The sequence below is a fragment of the Kaistia soli DSM 19436 genome (assembly GCF_900129325.1).
Taxonomy (GTDB): Bacteria; Pseudomonadota; Alphaproteobacteria; order Rhizobiales; family Kaistiaceae; genus Kaistia; species Kaistia soli.
Genome location: NZ_FQUP01000010.1, coordinates 7,501 through 30,910 on the forward strand (window position 1 = coordinate 7,501; position 23,410 = coordinate 30,910).

Sequence of the window (23,410 nt, forward strand, 5' to 3'; positions counted from 1 at the left end):
GCCTGTCGCGCCATCATATCATCCGCCAGTGCGAAGCGAGCCTGAAGCGGCTGCGCATCGACGCGATCGATCTCTACCAGCTTCACGAATGGGACGGCCAGACGCCGCTGGAAGAGACGATGGAGGCGCTCGATACTCTCGTTCGCTCAGGCAAGGTGCGCTATGTCGGCGCCTCGAACTTCTCGGGCTGGCAACTGATGAAGGCGATGGAGACCTCGCGCGCCAACCGCTTCTTGCCGCTCGTCAGCCAGCAGATTTATTATTCGCTCGAATCCCGGGATGCCGAATATGAGCTGATTCCGGTCACGCTCGACCAGGGCCTCGGCGTCCTCGTCTGGAGTCCGCTGGCGGGCGGCCTGCTCTCGGGAAAATATCGTCGCGGCCAGACTCCGGCCGAGGGCGGGCGCCACCTCAACGACTGGCACGAACCGCCGATCGCGGACGAGAACCGCCTCTATGACACGATCGAGGTTCTGGTCTCGATCGCGGAAGCGCGCGGAGCCTCGGCGGCCGAAGTGGCGCTGGCCTGGCTGCTCGGCCGCCCGGGCATCACCTCGGTCATCATCGGCGCACGCCACGAGCATCAGCTGACCCGCAATCTCGGCGCGGCCGAGATGAAGCTGACGGACGACGAGCACAGCCGCCTCGACGCGGTCAGCCTGCAGCGGCTGATCTATCCGTATTGGCACCAGCGCGACAGCGCCGCCGCGCGGCTTGGCGCGCCGGAATTGAGCCTCATCGGCTCTTATCTGAAGCGCTGACAATACAGGGAGGAGCGCCATGGTCGCCAATGACAACCCGGCGGAAGCGATCGGGCGCACCAAATATGATCGGCTGATCGATGCCGCGAAGGCATTGCCGAAACTGCGCGTCGCGGTGGTTCATCCCTGCGACACGGCATCGTTAGGGGCCGCGCTCGATGCGGCCGCTCTCGGCCTCATAGAGCCGATCCTGGTGGCGCCGCCGGCGAAACTTGATGCCGTTGCCGTGGCCGGCGGCTTCGACATCGCTCCCTTTCGTCGTGTCGCCGCCGCGCACAGCCATGACGCGGCCGACAAGGCGGTGGCGTTGGTTCGCGCCGGCGACGCCGACGCTTTGATGAAGGGCAGCCTGCATACTGATGAACTCATGGGGGCGGTCGTCGCGCGCGAGACCGGGTTGAGGACAGCCAGGCGCATCAGCCATTGCTTCGTCATGGACGTGCCGAGCCATGACGATCCCCTGATCATCACCGATGCCGCGATCAACATCGCCCCGACGCTGGATGAAAAGCGCCATATCGTCCAGAACGCCATCGACCTTGCAGCGGCGCTCCATTTCGACAGTGCCCGCGTCGCCATTCTTTCCGCCATGGAAACCGTCAATCCTGACGTGCCCTCGACAATCGACGCGGCCGCCTTGTGCAAGATGGCGGATCGCGGCCAGATCACGGGCGGGATCGTCGATGGACCGCTGGCACTCGACAATGCCATTGATCTCGGCTCGGCCGAGATCAAGCATATCCGCTCGCCGGTCGCCGGCCGGGCCAACATCCTCGTCGTTCCCGATCTCGAGGCCGGCAATATGCTGGCAAAGAGCCTGACCTTTCTCGCTGATGCCGATGCGGCGGGCATTGTCGTGGGCGCACGCGTGCCGATCATCCTCACGAGCCGCGCCGACTCGCGGAAGAGCCGTCTTGCATCCTGTGCCGTTGCCGCCTTGCTGGCGGCACAACAGCGCGCGACGACGGCGGCCGCCTTGCTGGCGTGATCGTCCGCCTATCCCGGCAATGCCGATCTGTCAGCCGACGCGGCGAGTGCTGCCGAAACGCCAACTGAGCCGGATCGAAGGTTGCGCGGTGGCGCTCCCAAGTTATGCTAACTGGACGGGTGCGCTCGAGCATGGCGAGGAGAGAATGCACCAGAACGAAACAATCCAGCAGATGGTTCTCCGCTGCGTCGATTGCGGGCATCTCAACGAATTGACCTATGACCAGGGCGCCGATGGCGAGCAGCTCGGCTGCGCACGCTGCCGCTCACGGCTCGGCACCGTCGGCGCGGCGAAGCACCCGACGCGTCATTGACGACGCCGCTTCCGGATCCGATGCGCTAGAGCCGGTCTGAAGTCACGGCGATGGCCAACTGGTAGTCCGCGCTGCTGCGCGGGCCGAGCGTATCACCGATCAGGCGGCCATTTTCGACGCGCGGCAATGTCGTTCCCGGCTCGATGCCAAGCGCGAAGACGCCGGACTGATAGGAACGCCAGACGAGCAGCGAAGGCAGCGCCGCCTGGCGATAGGCCAGCGTCACGCCGATGCCAAGCGCCGGATTGCGAAGGCCGACGCCGAGATTGCCATTCTCGTCCGGCGGCAGTTCCAGATGATCGACGATCTCGCGCGTGTCGGACCGCGGCCTCGGTGGCAGTTCGGCGAAACGCGCCGCGAAATCGCCGAAACCGCCGGTCAGTTCGGTCGCCGCGTCGAGCAGCGGATAGCCGAAATTGAAGTGATAGAGCAGTGCGTGCGGCGCCGGGTTGAAGCCGCAATTCGTCACGCGGTCGTCAAGTGTGATCGTCCGTCCGCCAAGCGGCAATTCGATGCGCCGACGACGCTCCAGCACGTCGCCGAATACGCCCGACTGCCGCACCACGCCCTCGCACCACAGCACGCCGCGCTCGACATCGAGCCCATACCCCGCGAGATGAGCCTGCAGAGTCGAGACTTCGCCATGCTGCGGAAAGTCGCGCTCCGGCCGGTGCGGGCTGACGCTCGTATCGCCGGCGGCACGGCGCGGCGGACCATAATAGTCGAGCCCGCAAGTGACGAGGAAGCCGTCGAAATTGCGCAGGAACCCGAAGCCATTCTCGCTCGAGGAAAGCTGCGGCGGATAGCGCATCTGGTTCGGCGAGTGCCAGCCGAGCTGCACCTGCCCGAGGCTCAGAGCTGACAGATCGAAGCCACGATCGACAGCGACCTCGAAACCGACGCCTGCGGCGTTGCGCGCGATCAATACGCGCTGGCCGCGGCCGGGCCCGTCTTCCAGGCGGAACAGGCGGATTTCGGCGAGCGCACGGAGATCGGGCGTTTTCGCCGCGAGATCAGCGTCCGAAAAATCGACGGGCAGGAAATCAGTCATCCGGATCGGACCTCGCTGGCGCGCCCGCGAGAGACGCGGATCTCCGCCCGGCCACCGCCACGATCATCGCGACGTCACGAGCGGTCCTGCCTTGGTAGCGTGTTCCGTCATGCCTCGCCATCGCCAGGATGGCGCGACACGGCCTTGTCAACGACAGCCTCGGTCGGCGTGATCCGGGTCTTGAGAATGATCACGGCCAGAAGGGCAACGAGCGCAAACAACACCATCGGGAGTTCAGGCGAGATCCCCGCCAGCATCGAGCCGCCAAGCACGCCGATTGCTTCGCCGAGAAAACCGAGCGCCGTATTGTTGCCAAGCACGGCGCCCTGCCGTTCGGGCCCAACCCGCGCTGACAGCAGCCCGCTGAGCGAGGCAAACGAAAGCGCTAGAGCGATGCTCGCAAGCGCACCGAAGGCAACCGCGACGCTCGCACCCGCCGGGACGAGCACCAGAAGAACCCCGAGCGCACCAAGTGTCGTCGAGATCATGCCAAGGCGGCGCATGTCGACCCGCCCGACGAGGATCGGCATGATCACGAGATTGCCGATGCCGGCCGTCAGCGCCAGCGCCGCGTAATCGACCGTCACCTCGCCGACCGAAAGGTCGAACACATCGACCAGATATTCGGTGATGACACGCCAGAAGCCCATCGACGCGACGAACACAAGGAAATTAACCAGGTAATAGGCGCGGAGCGGCTTGTCGGTAAAGACGGTCAGCAGATTGCCGAGACTTGCCGCGATTTTCTGCGATTGGGCGCGGGCATCGGGCGCGTGGGTCTCGCGGAAGAAGACGACAACCGTGGCGAGCGTCGCCGCGAGGATCGCGAGCATCGCGAGGAAAGGCGGCATGTAGCCGAACCGCGCTGCCGTCGCCCCGCCGAGCACGGGCCCGAGCACATAGGAGACGCTGACGACCGACCACATATAGCCGAGATATTTCGGCCGCTCGTCGGGATCGGTGGTGTCGGCAACGACGCTGGTGCCTATGGCGGCATTGGCCTCGCCAATTCCGCAGGCCGCGAGCGCGAAAGCCAGCAACCAGAGCATATGCGTCGCGAGGCCGATGCAGATGAGGCCATAGGCGATCGTCGTGACCGCTAGCGAGGCGACCAGCACCGGGCGCCGGCCATAGCGATCAGACAAGGCGCCGAGGACGGGCGACCCGACCACCTGTGCCATCGGATAAAGCATCAGCAGTACGCCGAGCAGCAGCGAGCGCAGCTGCATCGACGCGCCTTCGGGCACATAGGGCGATGTCGGCGACAGCATCATCGGCACGAAGAGCGTCGCCATCATGGCATAGCCGAGATAGGAAACGCCGACGATCGCATAGACGGGCACGAGGCGAACAAGCGGCTTTGGCGCTGCAGTGCCCCGCAATTCGACTGCCGTCATCATCCCCCCCGCTCAAGCCCTGCTCGAAGTCTGGTACGAACCCGCCTGCGAGCGCAACGCCCTTCAGCCCGAATAGAGCATCAGCCAGCCGGCGCCGGGACAATCGAACAGGGCTTCAGCCGATCCGGCGAAGCTGTCGACCCCGAGCGGCACAGCCATGACCCGCGCGGAATCCCATCCGGCAACCAAAAGATGACCGGCATGAACGAGGAGATGCTGCGGCCATGCCGCTCCCGCGTCGATTTCAGCAACGAGCTTCGGCAACCCACCCCGCACGTCAAAAGCCGCGATCGTGTCATGGCCCCTGTTGGCGAGATAGACGAACGCTCCATCAGTCGAACGCTGGATATCGCCGGGGTAATTCCGGTTGGTACGCGTCTTTGCCGGCCCGGCCCGGAGTGTGCCCGGTGCAGTGGTCCAGTTGGATGGGCCTTCGAGAAAACCGACTGCAAGGTTCGAAGCGAGCTCGCCGCTCACCGCAAGCCGGCCGTCGGGCAGGAACACGCCATGGCGCGGTCCGGTGCCCGGAGGAAGGTGGTGATCGCCAACGGGCTTCAGCACCGCCGCGCCAGGTGCATCGAGATCGACCGTAAAGCTGCGGATGCGATCGCCACCGAGATCGATGACAAACAACTTCCCGTCATGAAACAACGCCTGATGGGGATGGGCTGCCTCCTGCCGCTCCGGATCGGGTCCGCCGCCTTCGAGGAGCAGCTTGGCGGGCGGCCCCTCAAAACTGCCATCCGCAGCAAGCGGCATGAGCGTCAAGTCGCTGGAGCCGTAGTTGACGGCGACCAGCAGCCGGCCTGACGGATCGACCGCGATGAAGCAGGGGTCATCGCCACTCAGCGCCTCGCCGATCGGGGCCGCCGCCTCACCCGCGACGTGCCATGCGAGGATCACCCCGCGCACGCTGCCGCTGCCATAGACGACCGGGAGCGTCGGGTGACGGCATAGCGATGAGAGTTGGCCCACCGTCGCGAGTTGCGATCCCTGCCAGCCGCCCGGACCGCCGACGAACCGCCAGAGCCCGTGCTCGGGACCTCTCCCGCGCGCTGCAACCAGCAGGCTCTCGCCCTCTCCGAAGCTCACCTCAGCCATCCGCTTGTCTCCTGGATCTGGCGATTGCTCTTGGGCGGCGCGTGGTCCGCGAATCGGCACAAAGGATCAGCCAGCACTGCACCACCGGCAACCATTCAAAGGCAAAGACGCAAAGTACCAAACGCTTAGCCATTGCGCTTAGTATCTCGCCATGATACTTAGCCATATGGAACAGTATCAATCCGGCCTCGATGGGATCTTCCAGGCGCTTGCTGACCCGACGCGCCGCGCGGTGATTGGGCGGCTTGGACGCGGGCCGGCCAGCATCAGCGAACTGGCAGAGCCGTTCGAGATGGCCCTGCCATCCTTCATGAAGCACATCCATGTGCTGGAACGGAGCGGCTGCATTATCACCCGAAAAGACGGCCGCGTCCGGACCTGTGCGATAGAGACCGCGGCGCTCGCCATCGTCGGCGACTGGCTTTCAGCCCAGCGCGCGCTCTGGGAAGGCCGAACCGATCGCCTCGAACAATTTCTAGCCGAAGCGACAGACCCGAAGGAGACGCCGCGATGAACCGCCCATTCGATCCTGACCGCGACCTCGTGATCACGCGCATCATCAAGGCACCACGCCGGAGCGTGTGGCAGGCTTGGACCGAGCCGGCCAAGCTCGAGCGCTGGTTCCTGCCGGCGCCCTCGCTCTGCCGAGTCATCACCCTTGATCTGAAGCCGGGCGGAGCGCTGCTGACCGAGATGAGCGAGAACGGTGGCGCATTCCTGCCGCATATCGACGCCTGCATCCTCGCCGCCGACGAGGATGAGCGCTTCGTGTTCACCGATGCGCTGACCGCCGGCTGGCGGCCAGGCAAGGAGCCCTTCATGACGGCTGTGATCACCATGAAGGACCATGCCGAGGGCACGGACTACACTGCCCATGCCATGCACAAGGACCCGGAAACCCGGGCCCTGCACGAAAAGCTTGGCTTCCATGAAGGTTGGGGCACCGTGACCGAACAACTGGCCCGGCTCGTCGAAGCCGGCGCCTAGCGGGGCCGAGCCCGCGTCAGTCGCGCAGCAATTCGTTGACTGAGGTCTTGGCGCGCGTGCGCTCATCGACGCGCTTGACGATCACGGCGCAGTAGAGCGACGGCCCTGGTGCGCCATTCGGCAGGGGCTTACCCGGCAGCGAGCCCGACACGACGACCGAATAAGGCGGCACACGGCCGACATGCACTTCGCCAGTCTCGCGATCGATGATCTTGGTCGAGGCGCTGATGAACACGCCCATCGAGATCACCGAGCCCTCGCCGACGATCACGCCTTCGACGACTTCGGATCGCGCCCCGATGAAGCAGTTGTCTTCGATGATCGTCGGGCCGGCCTGCAACGGCTCGAGAACACCGCCGATGCCCACCCCGCCGGAAAGGTGCACATTCTTGCCGATCTGCGCACAGGAGCCGACCGTCACCCAGGTATCGACCATCGTCCCCTCATCGACGCGCGCGCCGAGATTGACGAAGGACGGCATCAGGATCGCGTTCGGCGCGATATAGGCCGAGCGGCGGACGATGGAGCCCGGTACGGCGCGGAAGCCGGCCTTGGTGAACTCGGCATCGCCCCACCCGTCGAACTTCGACGGCACCTTGTCCCACCAGGTCGCGCCATCGGGACCGCCTGAAATCGCGACCATCGGATTGAGGCGGAAGGACAGCAGCACCGCCTTCTTCAGCCACTGATGCACCACCCAATCGCCGTCGATCTTTTCGGCGACGCGGACCGCGCCGGCATCCAGCAGATCGAGGGCGGTGACGACCGCCTCGCGCACGGCACCCTTGGTATCGACGCCGATCGTGGCCCGATCCTCGAAGGCGGCCTCGATGGTCGATTGCAGGCTGGCGAGATCGGCTGATGTCATGACTGTATCCGGCTCCGTTTGGTCGGCCGGGACGATATCGGCGATTGCCGTGATGTCAACGCAAGAGGCGTCGTGTCCTCAGGGCGAAGTCGTCCTGGCGGCGAGACCATCGACGATGCGGGTCAGGAAGCCGCCAAGATCATCGGTGAGATAATCGATATGGGCGCCTTCGCTGCCCTCTGTTTCCCAGGCCTCGGCGAGGATCGGCTCGGTCCCGCGCGGCACGATCAGCACCGTTGCCATGCCGAGTGCCTTGGGTACTTCGAGATTGCGGGCGAGATCTTCGAACATCGCGGCCTCGCCGGGAACGACGCCATTTTCGGCGAGGAAGCGGGCATAGGTGTCCGGGTGTGGCTTCGGAACAAGGTCGGCGCGGGCGATGTCGAAGATGTCCTCGAAGCCGCTGCCAAGGCCAAGACGCGCCATCACCTTCTCGGCATGCACCCGCGACCCATTGGTCAGGATGTAGCGCTTGCCGGGCAGGCGCGCGATCGCATTGGCCAACACCGGATCGGCCTCGACCGGCGAGTGATCGATATCGTGCACATATTCAAGGAAATCGTCCGGCGCGATGCCATGCTCGACCATCAGCCCGCGCAACGTCGTGCCATAGCGGCGATAATAATCGCGCTGTAGGAGCTGCGCCTCGGCCTGACCGAGCGAGAGCAGCTTCTGCACATAGTCACGGATGCGGACGTCGACCTGCGCGAAGAGATTCGTGTGACGCGGATAGAGCGTGTTGTCGAGATCGAACACCCAGGAGCGAACCGGCGCGAAGCGCTCCAGATCCGGCTGGTCGCGGAGCGGGGGCTTGTCCATCGTCAACGTTTGATCAGCGTTCCGGCGCCATGCTCGGTGAAGAGTTCGAGCAGCACCGCGTGCGGGGTCTTGCCATCGAGAATGACGACGCCCTCGACGCCCCGATCGAGCGCCTCGATGCAGGTCTCGACCTTGGGGATCATGCCGCCGGAGATCGTGCCATCGGCGATCATCGCCTTGGCTTCCGCGACCGTCAGCTCCTTGATCAGGTGCTTGTTCTTGTCGAACACGCCGGGGACATCGGTGAGGAACAGGAGGCGCGAGGCATGGAGCGCACCGGCGATCGCGCCCGCGAAGGTGTCCGCGTTGACATTATAGGTCTCGCCATCCTCGCCCGCGCAGACCGGTGCCAGCACTGGGATGATCTCGGATTTGGCGAGCACTTCGAGGACTTCGGTGCGCACCGTCTTCGGCTCGCCGACAAAACCGAGATCGACGATCCGCTCGATATTCGAATCAGGATCGACGATCTTTCGGGTCAGCCGCGTCACCGTGACCATGTTGCCGTCCTTGCCCGTGAGGCCGATGGCGCGGCCGCCGGCTTCCGTGATCGTCTGGACGATTTCCTTATTGATCGAGCCGGCCAGCACCATCTCGACGACCTCGACGGTTGCCTTGTCGGTGATGCGCATGCCAGCCGCCCATTCGGACTTGATGCCAAGGCGCCCGAGCATCGCATTGATCTGCGGCCCGCCGCCATGCACGACAACCGGATTGATTCCAGCGAGCTTCAGCAGCGTGATGTCCTCGGCGAAGGCTTTGCCGAGTTCCTCATCGCCCATCGCATTGCCGCCGAACTTCACTACGACGGTCTTCTCGTCGTAGCGCAGCATATAGGGGAGTGCCGTAGCAATCAGCTGCGCAGTCAGCACCGGGTCGATGCCGGAGGTGATCCGGGGGTCGGTCATAGGAAATCTCCGCTCGGGGCAGCGCTCTATAACGAGTTTGACATGGCGGAACAATGACGCCGCGCCATCTCCGGTCAGACGGCGAGCGCGGCGATTTCTGCCCGCAGGCGATCCATGCCGAGGCCGGTCTCCGAAGAGGTGGCAATGATCGTCGGATGCGCCGCCGGACGTCGCTTGATGGCGGCCGCAGTCTCCTCGACGACGCGTTCCAGCCCGCCGGGCTTAAGCTTGTCGGCCTTGGTCAGCACGATCTGGTAGGAGACAGCCGTGCTGTCGAGGAGGTCGAGCGTCTCGAGATCGTTGGCCTTGAGCCCATGACGCGCGTCGATCAGCACATAGACGCGGCGGAGCGTCACCCGGCCACGCAGATAGGCGCGGATCAATTGGTTCCAGGAATCAACCAGTTGCTTCGGTGCCTCGGCATAGCCGTAACCCGGCATGTCGACGACAATGACGCCGGCGCCGGAAGAGAAGTAGTTCAGCTCCTGCGTCCGCCCGGGCGTATTCGAGGTGCGCGCCAGACCGATGCGGCCGGTCAGCGCATTGATCAGCGACGACTTGCCGACATTCGAGCGACCGGCGAAGGCGATCTCCGTCTCGCCGATCGGCGGCAGTGTCTCGATCGAGGGCACCGACCGCAGGAAGTTCCACGGCCGGGCGAAGAACAGCCGCCCGGTCTCGATACGCTCGGCCTCTTCCCGGATGCGGGCGAGTTCGTCGTCGCTGATCTCGGGCATCAGTCGAGGCCTTTTCGCATCGGGGTCTCGCCCTTGCGCATCAGGTCTTGGCCTTGGTCGGCTTGCCGGGACCGGACTTCGGACCCGGCTTGTTGGCATTGGCCGGACGCGCCGTAGCGGCGGGCTTCGCCGAATTGCCGGCGCTGGCGACAGCCGTCGTCGGCGTAGTAGTCGGCTTCGGCTTCTTCTTGAAGGTTTCCATGATGTTGCCGAGCAGGTTCACGTCCACGCCCTGCCGCCGCATGATCACATATTGCTGCGCGATCGAGAGCGTGTTGTTCCAGCTCCAGTAGATCACCAGGCCAGCCGGGAACGAGCCGAGCATGAAGGTGAAGATCACCGGCATCCAGGTGAAGATCGCCTGCTGCGCCGGATCGGCCGGCGCCGGATTGAGGCGCATCTGCACGAACATCGTGATGCCCATGATGATCGGCCAGATGCCGAGCATCAGGAGATGCGGAGGCGACCAGGGGATCATTCCGAACAGCGTGAAGATGTTGGTCGGATCGGGCGCCGAAAGGTCATGGATCCAGCCGAAGAACGGCGCATGACGCATTTCGATGGTGATGAAGATCACCTTGTAGAGCGAGAAGAAGACCGGGATTTGGATCAGCACCGGCCAGCAGCCGGCCAGCGGATTGATCTTCTCCTTCTTGTAGAGCTCCATCACCGCCTGCTGCTGCTTCACCTTGTCGTCGGCGTAGCGCTCGCGGATTGCGGCCATTTCCGGCTGCACCTTCTTCATCGCGCTCATCGACTTGTACGACTTGTTGGCGAGCGGGAAGAAGATGGCCTTGACCAGCACGGTGACCAGCAGGATCGCCACGCCGAAATTGCCGAACAGCTTGTAGAAATAGTCGATGACGTAGAATAGCGGCTTGGTGAAGAACCAGAACATGCCCCAGTCGATGAGGAGATCGAAATGCTCGATCTTCAGATCGTCGCGGTAGCCGTCGATGATCGAAACCTGCTTGGCGCCGGCAAAGACGAGATTTTCGGTCGTGGCGGTCGCCCCAGCCGCAACCTGCACAGGCTGGCCCTGGAAGTCGGTCTGGTAGAGGCCCGGGCCTGTATCGACATGCGAGAAATGCGCGGTGAACGGCGTGCGGTCGCGCGGGACGATCGCGGTCGCCCAATATTTGTCGGTGATGCCGAGCCAGCCGCTCGCAACGTCCGCGAAGCTCTGCGGGCCTTCCTTCTTGATCTTGGAGTAGGTGATCTCCTGCAGATGCTGGTCGCCCATCCAGCCGATGAGCCCCTCATGCAGGATGTAGTAGCCGGCAACCGTCGGCTCGCCGAGGCGCGCGACCCGGCCATAGGGCGAGAGCGCGACCGGCTGGCCGGTCGAGTTGGTCACATCGTCCCGCACCGTGAACATGAAGCTCGGATCGATGGAGATGATGCGCTTGAAGACCAGGCCGGCGCCGTTATCGTAAGTCAGCGTGACCGGCGTATCGGGCGTCAGCTTGGCGTCAGCCGGCGCGGTCCAGACGGTGTCAGGCCCTGGTACCGTCGTGCCCGCCGGCGCGCCGACCCAGCCGAATTCGGCGAAATAGCCATTGGGCGCGCCCGAGGGCGACAGCAGGATGATCGTCGGGCTGTTGGGATTGACGGTCTCGCGATAGCCCTTGAGGCGCAGGTCGTCGAGGCGAGCGCCCTTGAGGTTGATCGAGCCAAAGACCGAGGCGGTGTCGATCGGCACGCGGGGCGTCGCTGCGAGGGCGGCTTCGCGCGTCATGTCGCCGGTGCCGACGACCTGTGTCGGCGCGCCTGTGGCCGGCGTGGTGCCACCGGCGACCGGCGCGGTGCCCGCAGCCGTGGTCGTTGTGGGCGTATTGGCGGTCGTCACGGCGGCCTGTTCGCGCTTCGTCTGGTCGAGGCGCGGACCGGCGATGAAATACTGCCAGCCGAACACGACCGCGATCGACAGGGCGACGGCCAGGATCAGGTTGCGATTGTCGGTCATCTGTCGGATCTTTCGGCGGAACGGTCGTTCGGGCCCGTGAGGGCGGGTTCGTTCGGTAAAGCGGGGTGCGGCGCGCGCTCGCCGTCATGCGCCTTGGCCACCGATCGTTGCGTCGGCGCCCTATCAGGCGTGCGATCGAGCGAGGCAAGGCCTGAGATAAGGTCGCGCACCAGGTCTTCGAAGGGCTGCGACAGTGCGGCGCGGCGGCCGATCAGCACGTAGTCGGAGCGGGCACTCGCATGCGGCGCGGCGACAAGGCGCACAGCCTCGCGCAGGCGGCGGCGAATTCGGTTGCGCTCGGGCGAATTGCCCATCTTCTTGGTGACGGTGAAGCCGAAACGCGGCCCGGCCTCACTGTCACGATCACGCTTCTGCAGCAAAAAGCCGCGCCGGGAAGCGCGAGCTCCTCCGGCGGCGGCTAGAAATTCAGCGCGTTTCTTGAGACGCCCCATGGTCTTCTGTCGATCCATGGCGAGCCTTTCCAGGCGCCGGCCGGCTGCGTTGCTGGCCGAAAGCGTCAGGCGGTCAGCTTCTTGCGACCCTGGGCGCGGCGCTGCGCGATGACCTTGCGGCCGCCAACGGTTGCCATACGGGCGCGAAAACCGTGCCGACGGGCGCGGACGAGCTTGCTCGGCTGATAAGTACGCTTCATGGGTCGTCACCGCCTGGGGCGGCCCTCATTCAATCTGTTTCACATTCGGAGGCGCGGCGGGCCCGCTCCGAAGTGAGGCATGCCCAGGGCATGCGACCTCGGCACGCATGCAGCCTGCTCTCGTCGAGCTCGGCTTATACGGAGAAGGTCTGGCCAAGTCAACGCGCCGCGCCGATCCCCCTCGCCTTCAAATCGCCGCGCCGCCCCGTCAGCAAAATCGACACGAAGCTGGCGATTCGCGCCTGTTTGACGGCGACCCGCACCCTGTCGCATCATGGCAATTGATCGCGTTCGGCGCAGCAACAGGCTGCACCAGCAGGAAGCGCAGGTCTTTCGGATATGACATCGGGAAGCCTGCCGTCGCACGGCGCGAATTCGAGGAGGACGGGCGGCATGTCTGAACCGGGCCAGCAGGCCGGCGATGCCGAGGCCATGACAGCGCCGGTGATGGACCATCCGCCCGCGGCGCGGCGTCGCCGTGTGCCGAGCCTCTCCGTCAAGCTCATGATTCTCACCGTCATCTTCGTGATGGTGACCGGCGTCGCCGGTTTCATACCGACCATGGCGACTTTCCGCCTGCGCTTTCTGGAGGACCGGCTGGCAACAGCGCAGGCCGCGAGCATCCTGCTCGATTCGGCGGCTTGGAGCGACGTGCCGCGCCGTGTGCAGGACGAATTGCTGGCAACGGTCGGCGCCACCGCGATCGTAGCGCGCACGGGCGACGCGACGCGCCTTCTGGCCGCGATCGAGATGCCGCCCACGGTCGACGAGACGGTCGACCTGCGCGATTCGATGTCGCCCGGCTCGATTGGCGCAGCCTTCTCGACGCTTCTCGCCTTCGAGCCGCGCACGCTGCGCGTGATCGGGCCGACGCACGACGGCAACAATCTCGAACTGGTGATCAGCGATCGCCCGCTCAGGGCGGCGATGCTGCGGTTTGGCGGCTCGATTCTCGTCCTCTCGGCGCTGATCTCGATCATCGCAGCCATTCCGATCTATATTAGCCTGCAGCGGCTGTTCGTGCGGCCGATGCGGCGCCTGTCGCAGGCAATGGTCCATTTCTCGGAGGATCCCGAGGACAAGACGCGCATCATCACGCCGAGCGGGCGCACCGACGAGATCGGCGTCGCTGAGGAGGAACTGGCCGCGATGCAGCGCCAGCTCTCGGACACGCTGCTGCAGAAGGCGCATCTCGCCGATCTTGGCCTAGCCGTCTCGAAGGTCAATCACGACCTGCGCAACCTTCTGGCCTCGGCACAGCTCTTCTCGGACCGAATCGCAGCCCTGCCCGACCCGTCGGTGCAGCGCTTCGCCCCTCGGCTTGTCGCAACGCTCGGCCGCGCCATCGACTATTGCCAGACGACACTGGCCTATGGCCGGGCCCGCGAGCGCGAGCCGAGCCGCCGCCTCGTGGCCCTGTCGCGGGTCGTCCGTGACGTCGTGGAGGTTCTCGGCCTCGAAAGCCATGCGACGATCCGCTGCGAGATAAAGGTCGAGGGTGGCTTCGAGATCGATGCCGATCCGGACCAGATGTTCCGCGTGTTGCTCAATCTCTGCCGCAATGCCGTCCAGGCGATGGATGGCGAGCCGGACCCAGCGGTGATCCGCCGCCTGAGCGTCGAGGCCGAGCGCCAGGGCACCGTGGCGCTGATCCGCGTCTGCGACACCGGCCCCGGTGTGCCGGAGCGCGCACGCGCCAATCTGTTCCAAGCCTTCCAGGGCGGCGTCCGCCCGGGTGGAACGGGCCTTGGGCTTGCTATCGCCGCCGAAATCGTACGCGCCCATGGCGGTACGATCCTGCTGATCGACGGCGACGGCCCTGGCGCCGTCTTCGAGATCACCCTCCCCGACCGCCCCGTCGCCTTTGACAGAGCCCGCCGCGCGCAGGCCCGCTGAAGCGCAACTCCGGCGGCCTCCCACGCGATGCGACGCTTTGCCGGCGCCAAATCCGTTCGACACCACGCGCCTGTGGAGAGGTGGGAAAACGGCGCTTGCAATCCGCCAGGTGAGCGGCTAGTTAGACGCCGCCGACGCCCTCCGGGGCGCAGCATCTGCCCGAAGCGTTGCTTCGCGGCCAGATCGGCAGGCGCCCGTAGCTCAGCTGGATAGAGCACCAGACTACGAATCTGGGGGTCAGGAGTTCGAATCTCTTCGGGCGCGCCAAATTTCTTCTCTTCTTCAGCGATGGCGAACGCTCAACACTACCGATTGCCGCACCGATGCGGATATCGCGTATCTCGGCGCTATCGTTGGCACGCACGCGGCCTCTCAATGCAGCACGGGTCATCGCTTCGGACAGGATCGATGACGAGGCGTTCGATGGTGCGCCGCGGAAGGCTTCATCACCGCTTTGTCACGTCGCAGATCGCTTCGATCACCGTCTGGTCGAGCTCGCGCGGCAGATCATGCCCCATGCCCTCGATCGCCAGGTGGATCGCGCCCGGGATCGAAAGCGCCGTATCGAGGCCGCAGGCCGGCGGGATCAGCGGATCGTCGCTCCCGTGAATGACGAGCGTCGGCGCGGTGATGGTCGCCAGACGCGCGCGCCGGTCCCCCGCCACTGCCATCGCCGCGATCTGGCGCGCTGTGCCGCCAGGATCATAACATCGTCTTGCTTCTTCCAGCAGAAGCGCACGATGGGCTTCTTCATCGAATGGATAGCTCGATCCGGCAATCCTGCGCGCGAAAACGAGGCGCGCCGCCAGAAACCCTTCTGAATCGACCATAGGATCGGGTGCGGGACGCATCATCATAGCCATGACGTCGGGCGCAGCCTGCGGCAGGGACGGATTGCCTGTGCTCGACATGATCGAGGTCAAGGAGCAAACCCGATCGGCGTGCTCGCTCGCCAGGATTTGCGCGATCATGCCACCCATCGACCGTCCCACCACGTGAACTCTCGCAATGCCGAGCGCATCGAGAAGGCCGATGGCATCGGCCGCCATGTCGTGAAGCGTATAGGGCACATCCGGTTGGCGCCCCGCCATCAACGCGGAGGCCAGCGCCCCGAAATCCGGCGTGGCTGCGGAACAAAAATGCGTGGAGCGACCGGCATCGCGGTTGTCGAAGCGGATGACGCGATACCCCCTTGCGGCAAGCCCCTCGCAAAAGGGCCGCGTCCACCGGATCATCTGTGCTCCAAGCCCTGAAATCAGCAGGATGTTTTCATTGGCGGCATCGCCGAATTCGTCCCAGGCCAGTTCCATGTCTCGGACCTTTGTGAGGGTCAACAGATGCGCGAATATTACCCGGATAATATGATGACGTCAATTATATACGGGTAATATATATATGACCGCACCATTCAACGGCGAGAATCCCGAAAAGTCTGGCCGGCATCGTTCCTCTCGTTGGCGCTCGCGCGGTCCAACGGCCGACCGAAGCCCTGACCTTATCTGTTGCCCGCGATTTCCGTCTCCGCTTCGAAATACGTGACCCCAGTATCGGCCCAGCACGAGGGGCGCTTTGAGCGCCCGTCGCGAACAGCGCTCCGGTCAGCGCAATCCCGGTATCGCGAATCCACCATCGCTGAGGATGGTCTGGCCGGTGACGAAGCGGGCTTCGTCGGTGCAGAGCCATACGGTGACAGCCGAAACATCCTCGGGCTCGCCGAGGCGCTTGAGGGCCGAGTGCGCCGCGAGGGCCTGATAGAGCTCGGCGCTCAGTCCATCCGACATCGGCGTCCGGATCACGCCAGGCGCGACATTGTTGACGCGGATGCCAAACGAACCGACTTCGAACGCCAGCGCGCGCACCATGGCGTTGAGGCCGGCCTTGCTCGGCGCATAGGCCGACATGCCGGCCGTCGCCGCCTCCGCCACGAAGGACGAGGTATTGATGATGCTTCCCCGCCGGCCCGAGGCGATCATTGCCTTGATCTCGGCACGCGCCAGAAGCCAGACGCCCCGCAGATTGGTGCCGATGACCGTGTCGAAATCCGCGGCCGTCAATTCGATGATCGGCTTATAGGCGCCCATGATGCCGGCATTGTTGAACGCGGCATCAAGCGGACCAAGTCTTCGCTCCGTCTCGGCGACGAGCCGCTCCACGGCGTGCTCGTCCGAAATGTCGGCCGGAAGCACGATCGCCGTGCCGCCCTCGCGCTCGATCGCGCTTCGAACCTCCTGCAACGGCGCCTCGCGTCGCCCGGCCAGCGAGACCGCCGCGCCTTCCCGCGCAAACTGGAGCGCTGCGGCCTTGCCGATGCCGCTTCCGGCGCCAGTCACGAGGACAACCTTGTCGGTAAACCGGCCATTCGTCTGGATGGTCATGACGTTCTCCTTTGGCTCCTCCAAAAAGATCGTTCATGGCAATGATGAAACAATCGGCTATTTTGTCAGGAGACCCATGAACAGGAAGCACCAATGCGTGGCGTGGAGTATGCTGAGCTGGACGTGTTTCTGGCCTTGGCGCGGGAACGCAGCTTTCGTCGCGCCGCCGATACGCTGGCGATCTCGCCCTCGGCTGTCAGCCATACGATCCGCGCGCTGGAAGAGCGGCTCGGCGCCAGGCTCGTCAACAGGACGACGCGGAGTGTCGCGTTGACAGAAGCCGGGCGACACCTCGAGCAGCGGCTAGCTCCCGCTTTCGCGGACATCAAGGGCGCGGTCGAGGCCATCGCCAGCGGCGGAGACCGACCAAGCGGGCTCCTGCGCCTGACGGTTCCGCGCGTCGCCGCGCAGATGGTGTTGGCGCCCATCCTCGGGCGCTTTCTGACCGCCTATCCTGATATCCGCCTCGAAATCACCGTTGACGACGCGCTGGTCGACAGCGTGGCCGACGGCTTCGATGCCGGGATCCGGCTGGCCGAGCACGTGCGACGCGACATGGAGGCCGTGCCGATCGGCGGCGCGATGCGCGGCGTCGTGGTCGGCTCGCCCGCCTATTTCGCCGCAAATGGCGCGCCGGCCTCGCCCCACGACCTTCATCGGTTTCGCTGGCTCAACTATCGCCAGCCCTTCAGCGGCCGGTTGCTGCAGTGGGAATTCGAGCGCGGCGGCGAGGTCGTTGCGTTGTCGCTCGACGGTCCGCTGGCGTCCAACGAAGCCGACATGCTGATCGCGGCAGCACTCGATGGTGCCGGCCTCGCTCATCTGACCGAGGCGACGATCACCGATCTGCTCGCGTCCGGCCGACTGGTGCGGGTGCTTGACGACTGGTGTCCACCCTTTGACGGATGGCGGCTCTACTATCCCCGGAGCCGGCATCTCGCCCCCGCCTTGCGTGCTCTGATCGATTTTCTAACCTGACCGCGAATGGGGCCCGGCAGGGACGGGCATGTCTTACAGTGCTTATGCCGACCCCCGCGAAGGCATATCGCGGCACACCGACAGCACGATATAGCGCAACCATCGATGGGCGGGGTCGGCTTCCATGCGAGGGTGCCAGAGGGCAAAGACGGCGATATCGGGGGTTTCGACCGGAAGCTCGAAACCGATGAGACCGTCCGGATCGGGCGCGGCGCCGAGGCATGATCGCGGCACCAGCGCCACCAGGTCCGATTGACGCGCGATACCGAGCGCATCCGGAAAGCCGGGCACGATCGCGACGATGTGGCGGCCGAGCCCGAGCAGCTCAAGCGCCGCGTCGACCGGGCCGTGAAAGCGGCCGCTTCGTGAAACCACCACATGTTTCGCTGCCGCATAGCGTGACGGAGTCATCGGCTCCGGGAGCAGCGGATGCCCGGCCCGCACCACCCCGACGAACCGATCGCGAAAGAGCAGATGGGTGCGGATCTCAGGGGCAAATGCGCCGAGCACCCCGATCTCAAGATCGATCTCGCCTTCGCGCAGCGGCCCGGCATCCTTCAGCGGTTTGGGGGAAAAGCGCAGCCGCGCGTGCGGCACCGCCTTGGCGAACGCGATCACAAGGGGAGCGGCGAAGAGACTGATGAAGCCCTCATTCGCTCGAATGACGAAGGTCCGGTCGAGCGCGGCGAGATCGAGCGCATCCGAGCTTGGGCGGAGCACGTCCTGAACCTCGCGGGCAAGCCGATGCACGCGCTCGCGCAGTTCCAGCGCGCGCGGCGTCGGGACCAGTCCGCGGCCGGCACGCACGAGCAATGGATCGCCGGTGGCCGCGCGGAGCCGGGCAAGGGTTCGGCTCATTGCGGAGGCGCTGAGGCCAAGCCGCCGTGCTGCGCCGGTCACGCTGCCTTCGGCCAGCAGCGCATCGAGGGCCGGCAGCAGGTTGAGATCGATCGTGTCCATGGCCGGAGACTATACGGCTCGCCATCCAGCACATAGCGCTGAACGCAATCATAGTGTGCGTCCTGTGCGGCTGGCGCCTGCTCTGAGCAATCGGCACATTCGCCGAAGATCAACAGGCGAAGGTCATCGATCGGGACATCGACACTGTTCCGACCCACAGGCACCGCCACTGAGGGCACGTCCATGAAACTCATCGGGATCGAGGAACATTTCCTCACGGAAGACATCCAGGATGCCTGGCAGGCCATCGCCCTGGAGGCGACCGACCCGAGCGTGGCGTTCCATGCCAACGCCGTCGGACGCCGACTGCTCGACCTTTCCGACGAAAGGCTGGCGCTCATGGACGAAACCGGCCTCGACATGCAGGTGCTGTCGCTGACGACACCGGCTCTGCACGACATCGGGCCCCAAAGCCCCGATCTGGCACGACGGACGAATGATCTGCTCGCCGAAGTGGTGGCACGCCATCCGGCTCGGTTTCAGGCGCTGGCGACGCTGCCGGTCGCCTTTGCCGACGAGGCGGCGCGCGAGTTGGAGCGCTCTGTCACCGAACTTGGGTTCAAGGGGACGATGCTCTCTGGCCGCGTCGGTGACGTCAACCTCGATCACCCGATGCTTTTCCCCCTCTTCGAGGCTGCGGCGGACCTCGGGGTTCCGATCCTTCTGCATCCGCGCACGCCCCCGAAGGCGGTCCGCGACGCCTATTATTCCGGGTTCTCGCCTGCCATCGACGCGGCCTTCGCCAGCTACGGACTTGGGTGGCACTATGATGCCGGCATCCAGTTCCTGCGCCTGCTGCTGTCGGGTCTGTTCGATCGGCTGCCGAACCTTCAGATCATCCTCGGCCATTGGGGCGAACTGGTTCTGTTCTATGCAGAAAGACTTGCAGCCATGGATCGGGTCAGCGGCCTCGCGCATCCCATCGCGACCTATCTCAGGCGTAATCTCCATGTCACCGCGAGCGGCATGTTCCTGCCCCATTATCTGGAACGCGCGGCAGCAATCGTCGGGACGGAGCGGCTGCTTTTCTCGACCGACTATCCCTACCAGTATCGGCCCGGCGGTGATGCGCGCGGGTTCCTCGAGACCTGCGGGCTTGCAGGGCCGGATCTCGTGGGCTTTGCACATGGCAACTGGGAAAGGCTCACCGCAACTGCGTGACATTCGCCACGCCCGTCATCCGGGGCCGTCACGCCGAGGCCGCCTTCCGATTCGGAAAGACTGCCTGCAAATGGGCCAGGAAGGCGCGGACGGCCGGATTGGAGCGGCGGCTCTCCGGCCATACCGCCGTGATCGTGTCCCGCTCGACCGCATAGTCGGCCAGCACCGGCACAAGCTCGCCCCGCGCCACATAGGGAGCGGCCACAAAGCTCGCGCTCATGCCGATGCCGCCGCCGGCGACGAGCGCGGCGATCAGGGCTTCGCTGGCATCAACGGTGATGCCGGATGGCGGCACCAGCTCGACATCACGGTCGCCGACACGGAAGGGCCAGCGCAGGACATGGCCGCTGCTTTGATAGCGGAAGTTGACGGTGTCATGCGTCTCCAGGTCTTCCGGATGAGACGGGGCGCCGCGCGCGGCCAGATAGGCGGGCGAGGCGAAACAGCCGAGGCGATGCGCCGCCAATCGCCGCGATAGGAGCCGCGAGTCGGCGAGTTCTCCGATCCTGATCGCGACATCGATCCCTTCCTCGACGATATCGACGAACCGGTCGCCGAGACGCAGATCGACCGCTACCTTGGGATGGCGCTGGCGAAATGACGGCAGGGCCGGAGCGATCACATGGATGCCGATCGGCAGCGATGCGGCGATCCGCAGCGTGCCCGAGGGCTCCGAGCGCACGCTCATCGCCACCTGCTCGATCTCCTCGGCTTCGCGCAACAGCCTGAGCGCTCGTTCATGCAGATCGCGTCCCTCCGGCGTGAGCGCCAGCGAACGGGTGGTCCTGGTGATGAGGGCCACGCCGAGATTCTGCTCCAGGCGCTGGATGCTCTTGCTCACCGCCGATGGCGAAATCGATAGCGACCGGGCCGCTGCGGTAAAGCTGCCCGTCGATGCAACACGGGCGAAGGCGATCAACCCGGTCAGCCGTTCAAGCGCGATTAGTTCCTTCATGGAATGATTGAAGCGATTTCAGGCGCGATTATCAATCCAGTCATTCGCCGCCATATCGTCTCCATCGAGAGTCACTGGATGGAGCGAGCGATGAACACGACCATGAAGGCTGTCCGCCTGCACGCATTTGGCGGTCCCGAAGTGCTGCGCTACGAGGATGCGCCGCGGCCGGCCGCAGCTTCAGGCGAAGTGCTGGTCCGTATCCATGCAGTCGGCCTCAACCCACCGGATTGGTATCTCCGGGACGGATACCGGTCGCTTCCACCCGGATGGCAGCCGCACCCCGCCTTCCCGCTGATCCTCGGATCGGACGTGTCGGGTGTCGTTGCGGCCGTCGGCGAAGACGTGTCAGATTTCAGCGTCGGCGATGAGGTCTATGCGATGGTCCGCTTCCCTGCCGACGTCATGGAAGGCAGCAAGGCCTATGCTGAATATGTCAGCGTGCCGGCATCGGACCTCGCGCTGAAGCCCGGCGACGTCGACCATGTCCACGCGGCCGGCGCGCCGATGTCGCTCCTCACCGCCTGGCAGTTCCTGATCGCGCTCGGCCATGACGAGCCCAACCCGTTTCAATCCTACCGGCATGTTCCGCCGCAGCTGGAAGGCAAGACGGTTCTCGTCAACGGGGCCGGCGGCGGTGTCGGGCACCTGGCGGTGCAGATCGCCAAGTGGCGCGGCGCGCGCGTCATCGCGGTTGCGTCGGGGAGGCATGAAGCGCTGATGCGAGAACTCGGCGCCGATCAATTTATCGACTACGCGAAGCAGGCGGCCGACGAGATCGTGCGCGATATCGATGTGGTTCTCGATGCCGTAGGCGGTCCGGGCACCGGCCGTTTCCTCCAGACCCTGAAGCCGGGCGGCGCGCTGCTCCCCGTGTTCCCGCTGGGTTTCGCTGGCCAGGCCGAGGCCGAACGACGGGGCGTCACGGTCTCGACGACGCAGGTCCGCTCCAGCGGCGCGCAACTGGCCGAGGCCGCTCCCCTGCTGGCCGAGGGTACAATCCGCGTCGTCATCGACAGCACCTTCCCGCTCGCCGAGGCTTTGCGGGCCCATGAGCGGGCCACCCACGGCAACATCCAAGGCAAGATCGTCCTCACCGTCGTCTGACCGGAACAACAGTCCGGTCATCGCCGAAGCCGATGACCTGCGGTCCCCAAACACCCAAGGAAACCGCCATGCTGATTGCGACAGGACACGTCCACGTCGAACCCTCCGATCTGGATGAATTCGCCACCGATCTCCAGGCGCTTGCGGAAGCCAGCAGGCGCCGCGACGGAAACCTTCTCTATGCAGTCGCCGTGGACGACCGGGCTGCCGGGCGATTGATTGTCGTTGAGCGATGGCGGGATCAGGCGTCCCTCGCCGCTCATCTGCAGGCATCGGACACCGGTCGATTCGTGAAACGGTGGCAGGGTCGGATGAGAGCGGACATCCGCAAATACGACGCCGTGAACGAACGGGCCGTCGCGGAAGAATGAGGGGGAACGCCGTCTTCTGAGAAAGGCCAACCTTCCTTGAACGATTCTCTGCGGGTGTGAGCGGCCTTATGAATCTGCGGCAGGCTGGGTCGCGGTGCTGCGGGCAAATCGGCCGGGCGGCTGTCCGACATGGCGGCTGAAAGCCGTGCTGAACGTGCTCGCCGAGCCATAGCCGACCCGTTCGGCTACGTTCGAGATCTCGCTTCCCTGCTGGCGCAGGAGGTTTTTTGCCAGCGCCATGCGCCATCCCAGCAGATATTCCATCGGCGGAACGCCGACATTCCGCGAAAATCGGTCAAAGAAGGCGGATCGGGACAAGGCCGCCTTCTTCGCAAGATCGGCCATCGTCCAGGACCGCGCCGGATCGGCATGCATCTGCCTGATAACCTCCGCCAGCCGCTTGTCGCTGAGACCGCGCAGCAATCCAGCGGGGGCATCGCTCGATTGTGTCTGCCGTAGAGCCTCGACCAGCAAGATCTCGACCAGACGGGTGAGCATCAGCGAGCGACCCACACGATCCGCCGCGGCCTCATCGATGAGGAGTTTGACCAGTGTTGTCAGCCTCTCCACGCCGCGGACATGAATTTGTTCCGGAAGAAGCGACAGGAGAAGGCGGGCATCGTCGTTCCCGAAGTCGAAATAGCCCCCAAGAATCCGGACATCGGCTGGACCGGTCTGCCGGCCGTGGCGAACTTCCCCAGTCGCCGCTGCGGCGACATCGGGATCGATCGTCTCAGGCGTCACCGGCTCGAATCCCGCCATCGTGAAGCCCGGCGTCGTCGGGAGCAGAACGAAGTCGCCGGCTTGAAGAATAAGCTCGACCTGGCCATCGACGGCTAGTCGGCAGGACCCGTCGATCACGATCGCGAAGCTGGGATGGCCGAAATCCCGGTAACGGACACCCCAGCGACCAGCACCGCTGATGCCCTTGGTGAAAACGGCCCGCGGATGCAGCAGCGCGATGATGTCTGAAAGCGGATCGGTCATTTCTGGACTATGACAAATGAATTATGGACTTTCAATCGTAGATAGTCCGGACGACCTTGCTAGCATGGCTTC

At 64.9% G+C, this 23,410-nt stretch carries 25 protein-coding genes and 1 tRNA gene (1 of these 26 cut by a window edge); 11 read left to right on the forward strand and 15 right to left on the reverse strand.

Annotated elements, in window-relative coordinates; genetic code table 11:
• The 3 genes from BUB39_RS23605 to BUB39_RS25585 all read left to right on the forward strand — a co-directional run.
• On the forward strand, positions 1-761 hold the 3' portion of the coding sequence (locus BUB39_RS23605) for an aldo/keto reductase (protein ID WP_073058523.1). 295 nt of this gene lie to the left of the window's left edge; the window shows 761 of its 1,056 coding nt (coding positions 296-1,056); the start codon falls outside the window, past its left edge; the stop codon is at positions 759-761.
• Between the two features lie 19 nt (positions 762-780).
• Positions 781-1,749 (forward strand): phosphate acetyltransferase, encoded by a 969-nt coding sequence (locus tag BUB39_RS23610; protein WP_073058524.1) that lies wholly within the window; start codon positions 781-783, stop codon positions 1,747-1,749.
• A gap of 145 nt (positions 1,750-1,894) precedes the next feature.
• On the forward strand, positions 1,895-2,062 hold the full coding sequence (locus tag BUB39_RS25585) for a hypothetical protein (RefSeq protein WP_175561940.1): 168 nt from the start codon (positions 1,895-1,897) through the stop codon (positions 2,060-2,062).
• 25 nt (positions 2,063-2,087) lie between these two features.
• On the opposite strand, the gene BUB39_RS23615 is transcribed toward BUB39_RS25585, so the two are convergent.
• The 3 genes from BUB39_RS23615 to BUB39_RS23625 form a co-directional block, all read right to left on the reverse strand.
• Positions 2,088-3,113, reverse strand: coding sequence for a DUF4432 family protein (locus BUB39_RS23615; RefSeq protein WP_073058525.1), 1,026 nt, complete (start codon positions 3,111-3,113; stop codon positions 2,088-2,090).
• A gap of 107 nt (positions 3,114-3,220) precedes the next feature.
• Positions 3,221-4,513, reverse strand: a complete 1,293-nt coding sequence (locus BUB39_RS23620; RefSeq protein WP_073058526.1) for an MFS transporter — start codon at positions 4,511-4,513, stop codon at positions 3,221-3,223.
• A 60-nt stretch (positions 4,514-4,573) separates the two neighbouring features.
• Positions 4,574-5,611 carry a lactonase family protein gene (locus BUB39_RS23625; RefSeq protein ID WP_073058527.1) on the reverse strand — a complete coding sequence of 346 codons (1,038 nt, stop codon included), beginning with the start codon at positions 5,609-5,611 and terminating at the stop codon, positions 4,574-4,576.
• A gap of 166 nt (positions 5,612-5,777) precedes the next feature.
• Between BUB39_RS23625 and BUB39_RS23630 the strand changes: the two genes are divergently transcribed.
• A complete protein-coding gene (locus tag BUB39_RS23630; protein ID WP_073058528.1) occupies positions 5,778-6,125 on the forward strand; it encodes an ArsR/SmtB family transcription factor in 348 nt (115 codons plus the stop codon).
• Positions 6,122-6,598: an SRPBCC family protein gene (locus BUB39_RS23635; protein WP_073058529.1), complete on the forward strand. Its 477-nt coding sequence runs from the start codon at positions 6,122-6,124 to the stop codon at positions 6,596-6,598. Before BUB39_RS23630 ends, BUB39_RS23635 begins: the two co-directional genes overlap by 4 nt.
• 16 nt (positions 6,599-6,614) lie before the next feature.
• On the opposite strand, the gene dapD is transcribed toward BUB39_RS23635, so the two are convergent.
• The 7 genes from dapD to rpmH all read right to left on the reverse strand — a co-directional run bounded on the left by dapD (position 6,615) and on the right by rpmH (position 12,548).
• Positions 6,615-7,466, reverse strand: a complete 852-nt coding sequence (dapD, locus tag BUB39_RS23640; protein ID WP_073058530.1) for a 2,3,4,5-tetrahydropyridine-2,6-dicarboxylate N-succinyltransferase — start codon at positions 7,464-7,466, stop codon at positions 6,615-6,617.
• A 78-nt stretch (positions 7,467-7,544) separates the two neighbouring features.
• Positions 7,545-8,285, reverse strand: coding sequence for a pyrimidine 5'-nucleotidase (locus tag BUB39_RS23645; RefSeq protein WP_073058531.1), 741 nt, complete (start codon positions 8,283-8,285; stop codon positions 7,545-7,547).
• Between the two features lie 2 nt (positions 8,286-8,287).
• Positions 8,288-9,193: an acetylglutamate kinase gene (gene argB, locus BUB39_RS23650; RefSeq protein ID WP_073058532.1), complete on the reverse strand. Its 906-nt coding sequence runs from the start codon at positions 9,191-9,193 to the stop codon at positions 8,288-8,290.
• 74 nt (positions 9,194-9,267) lie between these two features.
• Positions 9,268-9,930, reverse strand: a complete 663-nt coding sequence (gene yihA, locus BUB39_RS23655; protein WP_073058533.1) for a ribosome biogenesis GTP-binding protein YihA/YsxC — start codon at positions 9,928-9,930, stop codon at positions 9,268-9,270.
• Positions 9,931-9,970: 40 nt separating this feature from the next.
• A complete protein-coding gene (yidC, locus tag BUB39_RS23660) occupies positions 9,971-11,896 on the reverse strand; it encodes a membrane protein insertase YidC (RefSeq protein ID WP_084527921.1) in 1,926 nt (641 codons plus the stop codon).
• On the reverse strand, positions 11,893-12,366 hold the full coding sequence (rnpA, locus tag BUB39_RS23665) for a ribonuclease P protein component (RefSeq protein ID WP_244540359.1): 474 nt from the start codon (positions 12,364-12,366) through the stop codon (positions 11,893-11,895). The genes yidC and rnpA overlap by 4 nt, the downstream gene beginning before the upstream one ends.
• Positions 12,367-12,413: 47 nt before the next feature.
• Positions 12,414-12,548 carry a 50S ribosomal protein L34 gene (gene rpmH / locus BUB39_RS23670; RefSeq protein ID WP_073058534.1) on the reverse strand — a complete coding sequence of 45 codons (135 nt, stop codon included), beginning with the start codon at positions 12,546-12,548 and terminating at the stop codon, positions 12,414-12,416.
• A 393-nt stretch (positions 12,549-12,941) separates the two neighbouring features.
• Here rpmH and BUB39_RS23680 point away from each other — a divergent pair, with 393 nt between their 5' ends.
• Both BUB39_RS23680 and BUB39_RS23685 read left to right on the forward strand, forming a co-directional pair.
• On the forward strand, positions 12,942-14,444 hold the full coding sequence (locus tag BUB39_RS23680) for a sensor histidine kinase (RefSeq protein WP_244540360.1): 1,503 nt from the start codon (positions 12,942-12,944) through the stop codon (positions 14,442-14,444).
• Positions 14,445-14,634: 190 nt separating this feature from the next.
• Positions 14,635-14,711, forward strand: a tRNA-Arg gene (locus BUB39_RS23685).
• Between the two features lie 179 nt (positions 14,712-14,890).
• On the opposite strand, the gene BUB39_RS23690 is transcribed toward BUB39_RS23685, so the two are convergent.
• Both BUB39_RS23690 and BUB39_RS23695 read right to left on the reverse strand, forming a co-directional pair.
• Positions 14,891-15,754, reverse strand: coding sequence for an alpha/beta fold hydrolase (locus BUB39_RS23690; RefSeq protein WP_175561941.1), 864 nt, complete (start codon positions 15,752-15,754; stop codon positions 14,891-14,893).
• A 288-nt stretch (positions 15,755-16,042) separates the two neighbouring features.
• Positions 16,043-16,819 (reverse strand): SDR family NAD(P)-dependent oxidoreductase, encoded by a 777-nt coding sequence (locus tag BUB39_RS23695; RefSeq protein ID WP_073058537.1) that lies wholly within the window; start codon positions 16,817-16,819, stop codon positions 16,043-16,045.
• Between the two features lie 93 nt (positions 16,820-16,912).
• Between BUB39_RS23695 and BUB39_RS23700 the strand changes: the two genes are divergently transcribed.
• Entirely contained in the window at positions 16,913-17,797 is an 885-nt protein-coding gene (locus BUB39_RS23700; RefSeq protein ID WP_073058538.1) for a LysR family transcriptional regulator, read from the forward strand.
• 42 nt (positions 17,798-17,839) lie between these two features.
• On the opposite strand, the gene BUB39_RS23705 is transcribed toward BUB39_RS23700, so the two are convergent.
• Complete coding sequence (locus tag BUB39_RS23705; protein ID WP_073058539.1) at positions 17,840-18,757, reverse strand: LysR family transcriptional regulator; 918 nt, start codon at positions 18,755-18,757, stop codon at positions 17,840-17,842.
• A gap of 183 nt (positions 18,758-18,940) precedes the next feature.
• Between BUB39_RS23705 and BUB39_RS23710 the strand changes: the two genes are divergently transcribed.
• Positions 18,941-19,918: an amidohydrolase family protein gene (locus tag BUB39_RS23710; protein WP_073058540.1), complete on the forward strand. Its 978-nt coding sequence runs from the start codon at positions 18,941-18,943 to the stop codon at positions 19,916-19,918.
• 28 nt (positions 19,919-19,946) lie between these two features.
• Here the strand turns inward: BUB39_RS23710 and BUB39_RS23715 are convergent, their stop codons facing one another.
• Positions 19,947-20,873, reverse strand: coding sequence for a LysR family transcriptional regulator (locus BUB39_RS23715; RefSeq protein ID WP_073058541.1), 927 nt, complete (start codon positions 20,871-20,873; stop codon positions 19,947-19,949).
• A gap of 90 nt (positions 20,874-20,963) precedes the next feature.
• Here BUB39_RS23715 and BUB39_RS23720 point away from each other — a divergent pair, with 90 nt between their 5' ends.
• The gene (locus BUB39_RS23720) at positions 20,964-21,980 is read left to right on the forward strand and encodes an NADP-dependent oxidoreductase (protein ID WP_073058596.1); all 1,017 of its coding nucleotides are present in this window, start codon (positions 20,964-20,966) and stop codon (positions 21,978-21,980) included.
• A 68-nt stretch (positions 21,981-22,048) separates the two neighbouring features.
• Positions 22,049-22,351, forward strand: a complete 303-nt coding sequence (locus tag BUB39_RS23725) for a putative quinol monooxygenase (protein WP_073058542.1) — start codon at positions 22,049-22,051, stop codon at positions 22,349-22,351.
• A 66-nt stretch (positions 22,352-22,417) separates the two neighbouring features.
• On the opposite strand, the gene BUB39_RS23730 is transcribed toward BUB39_RS23725, so the two are convergent.
• Positions 22,418-23,338, reverse strand: a complete 921-nt coding sequence (locus BUB39_RS23730; protein WP_073058543.1) for an AraC family transcriptional regulator — start codon at positions 23,336-23,338, stop codon at positions 22,418-22,420.
• Positions 23,339-23,410 lie beyond the last annotated feature (72 nt).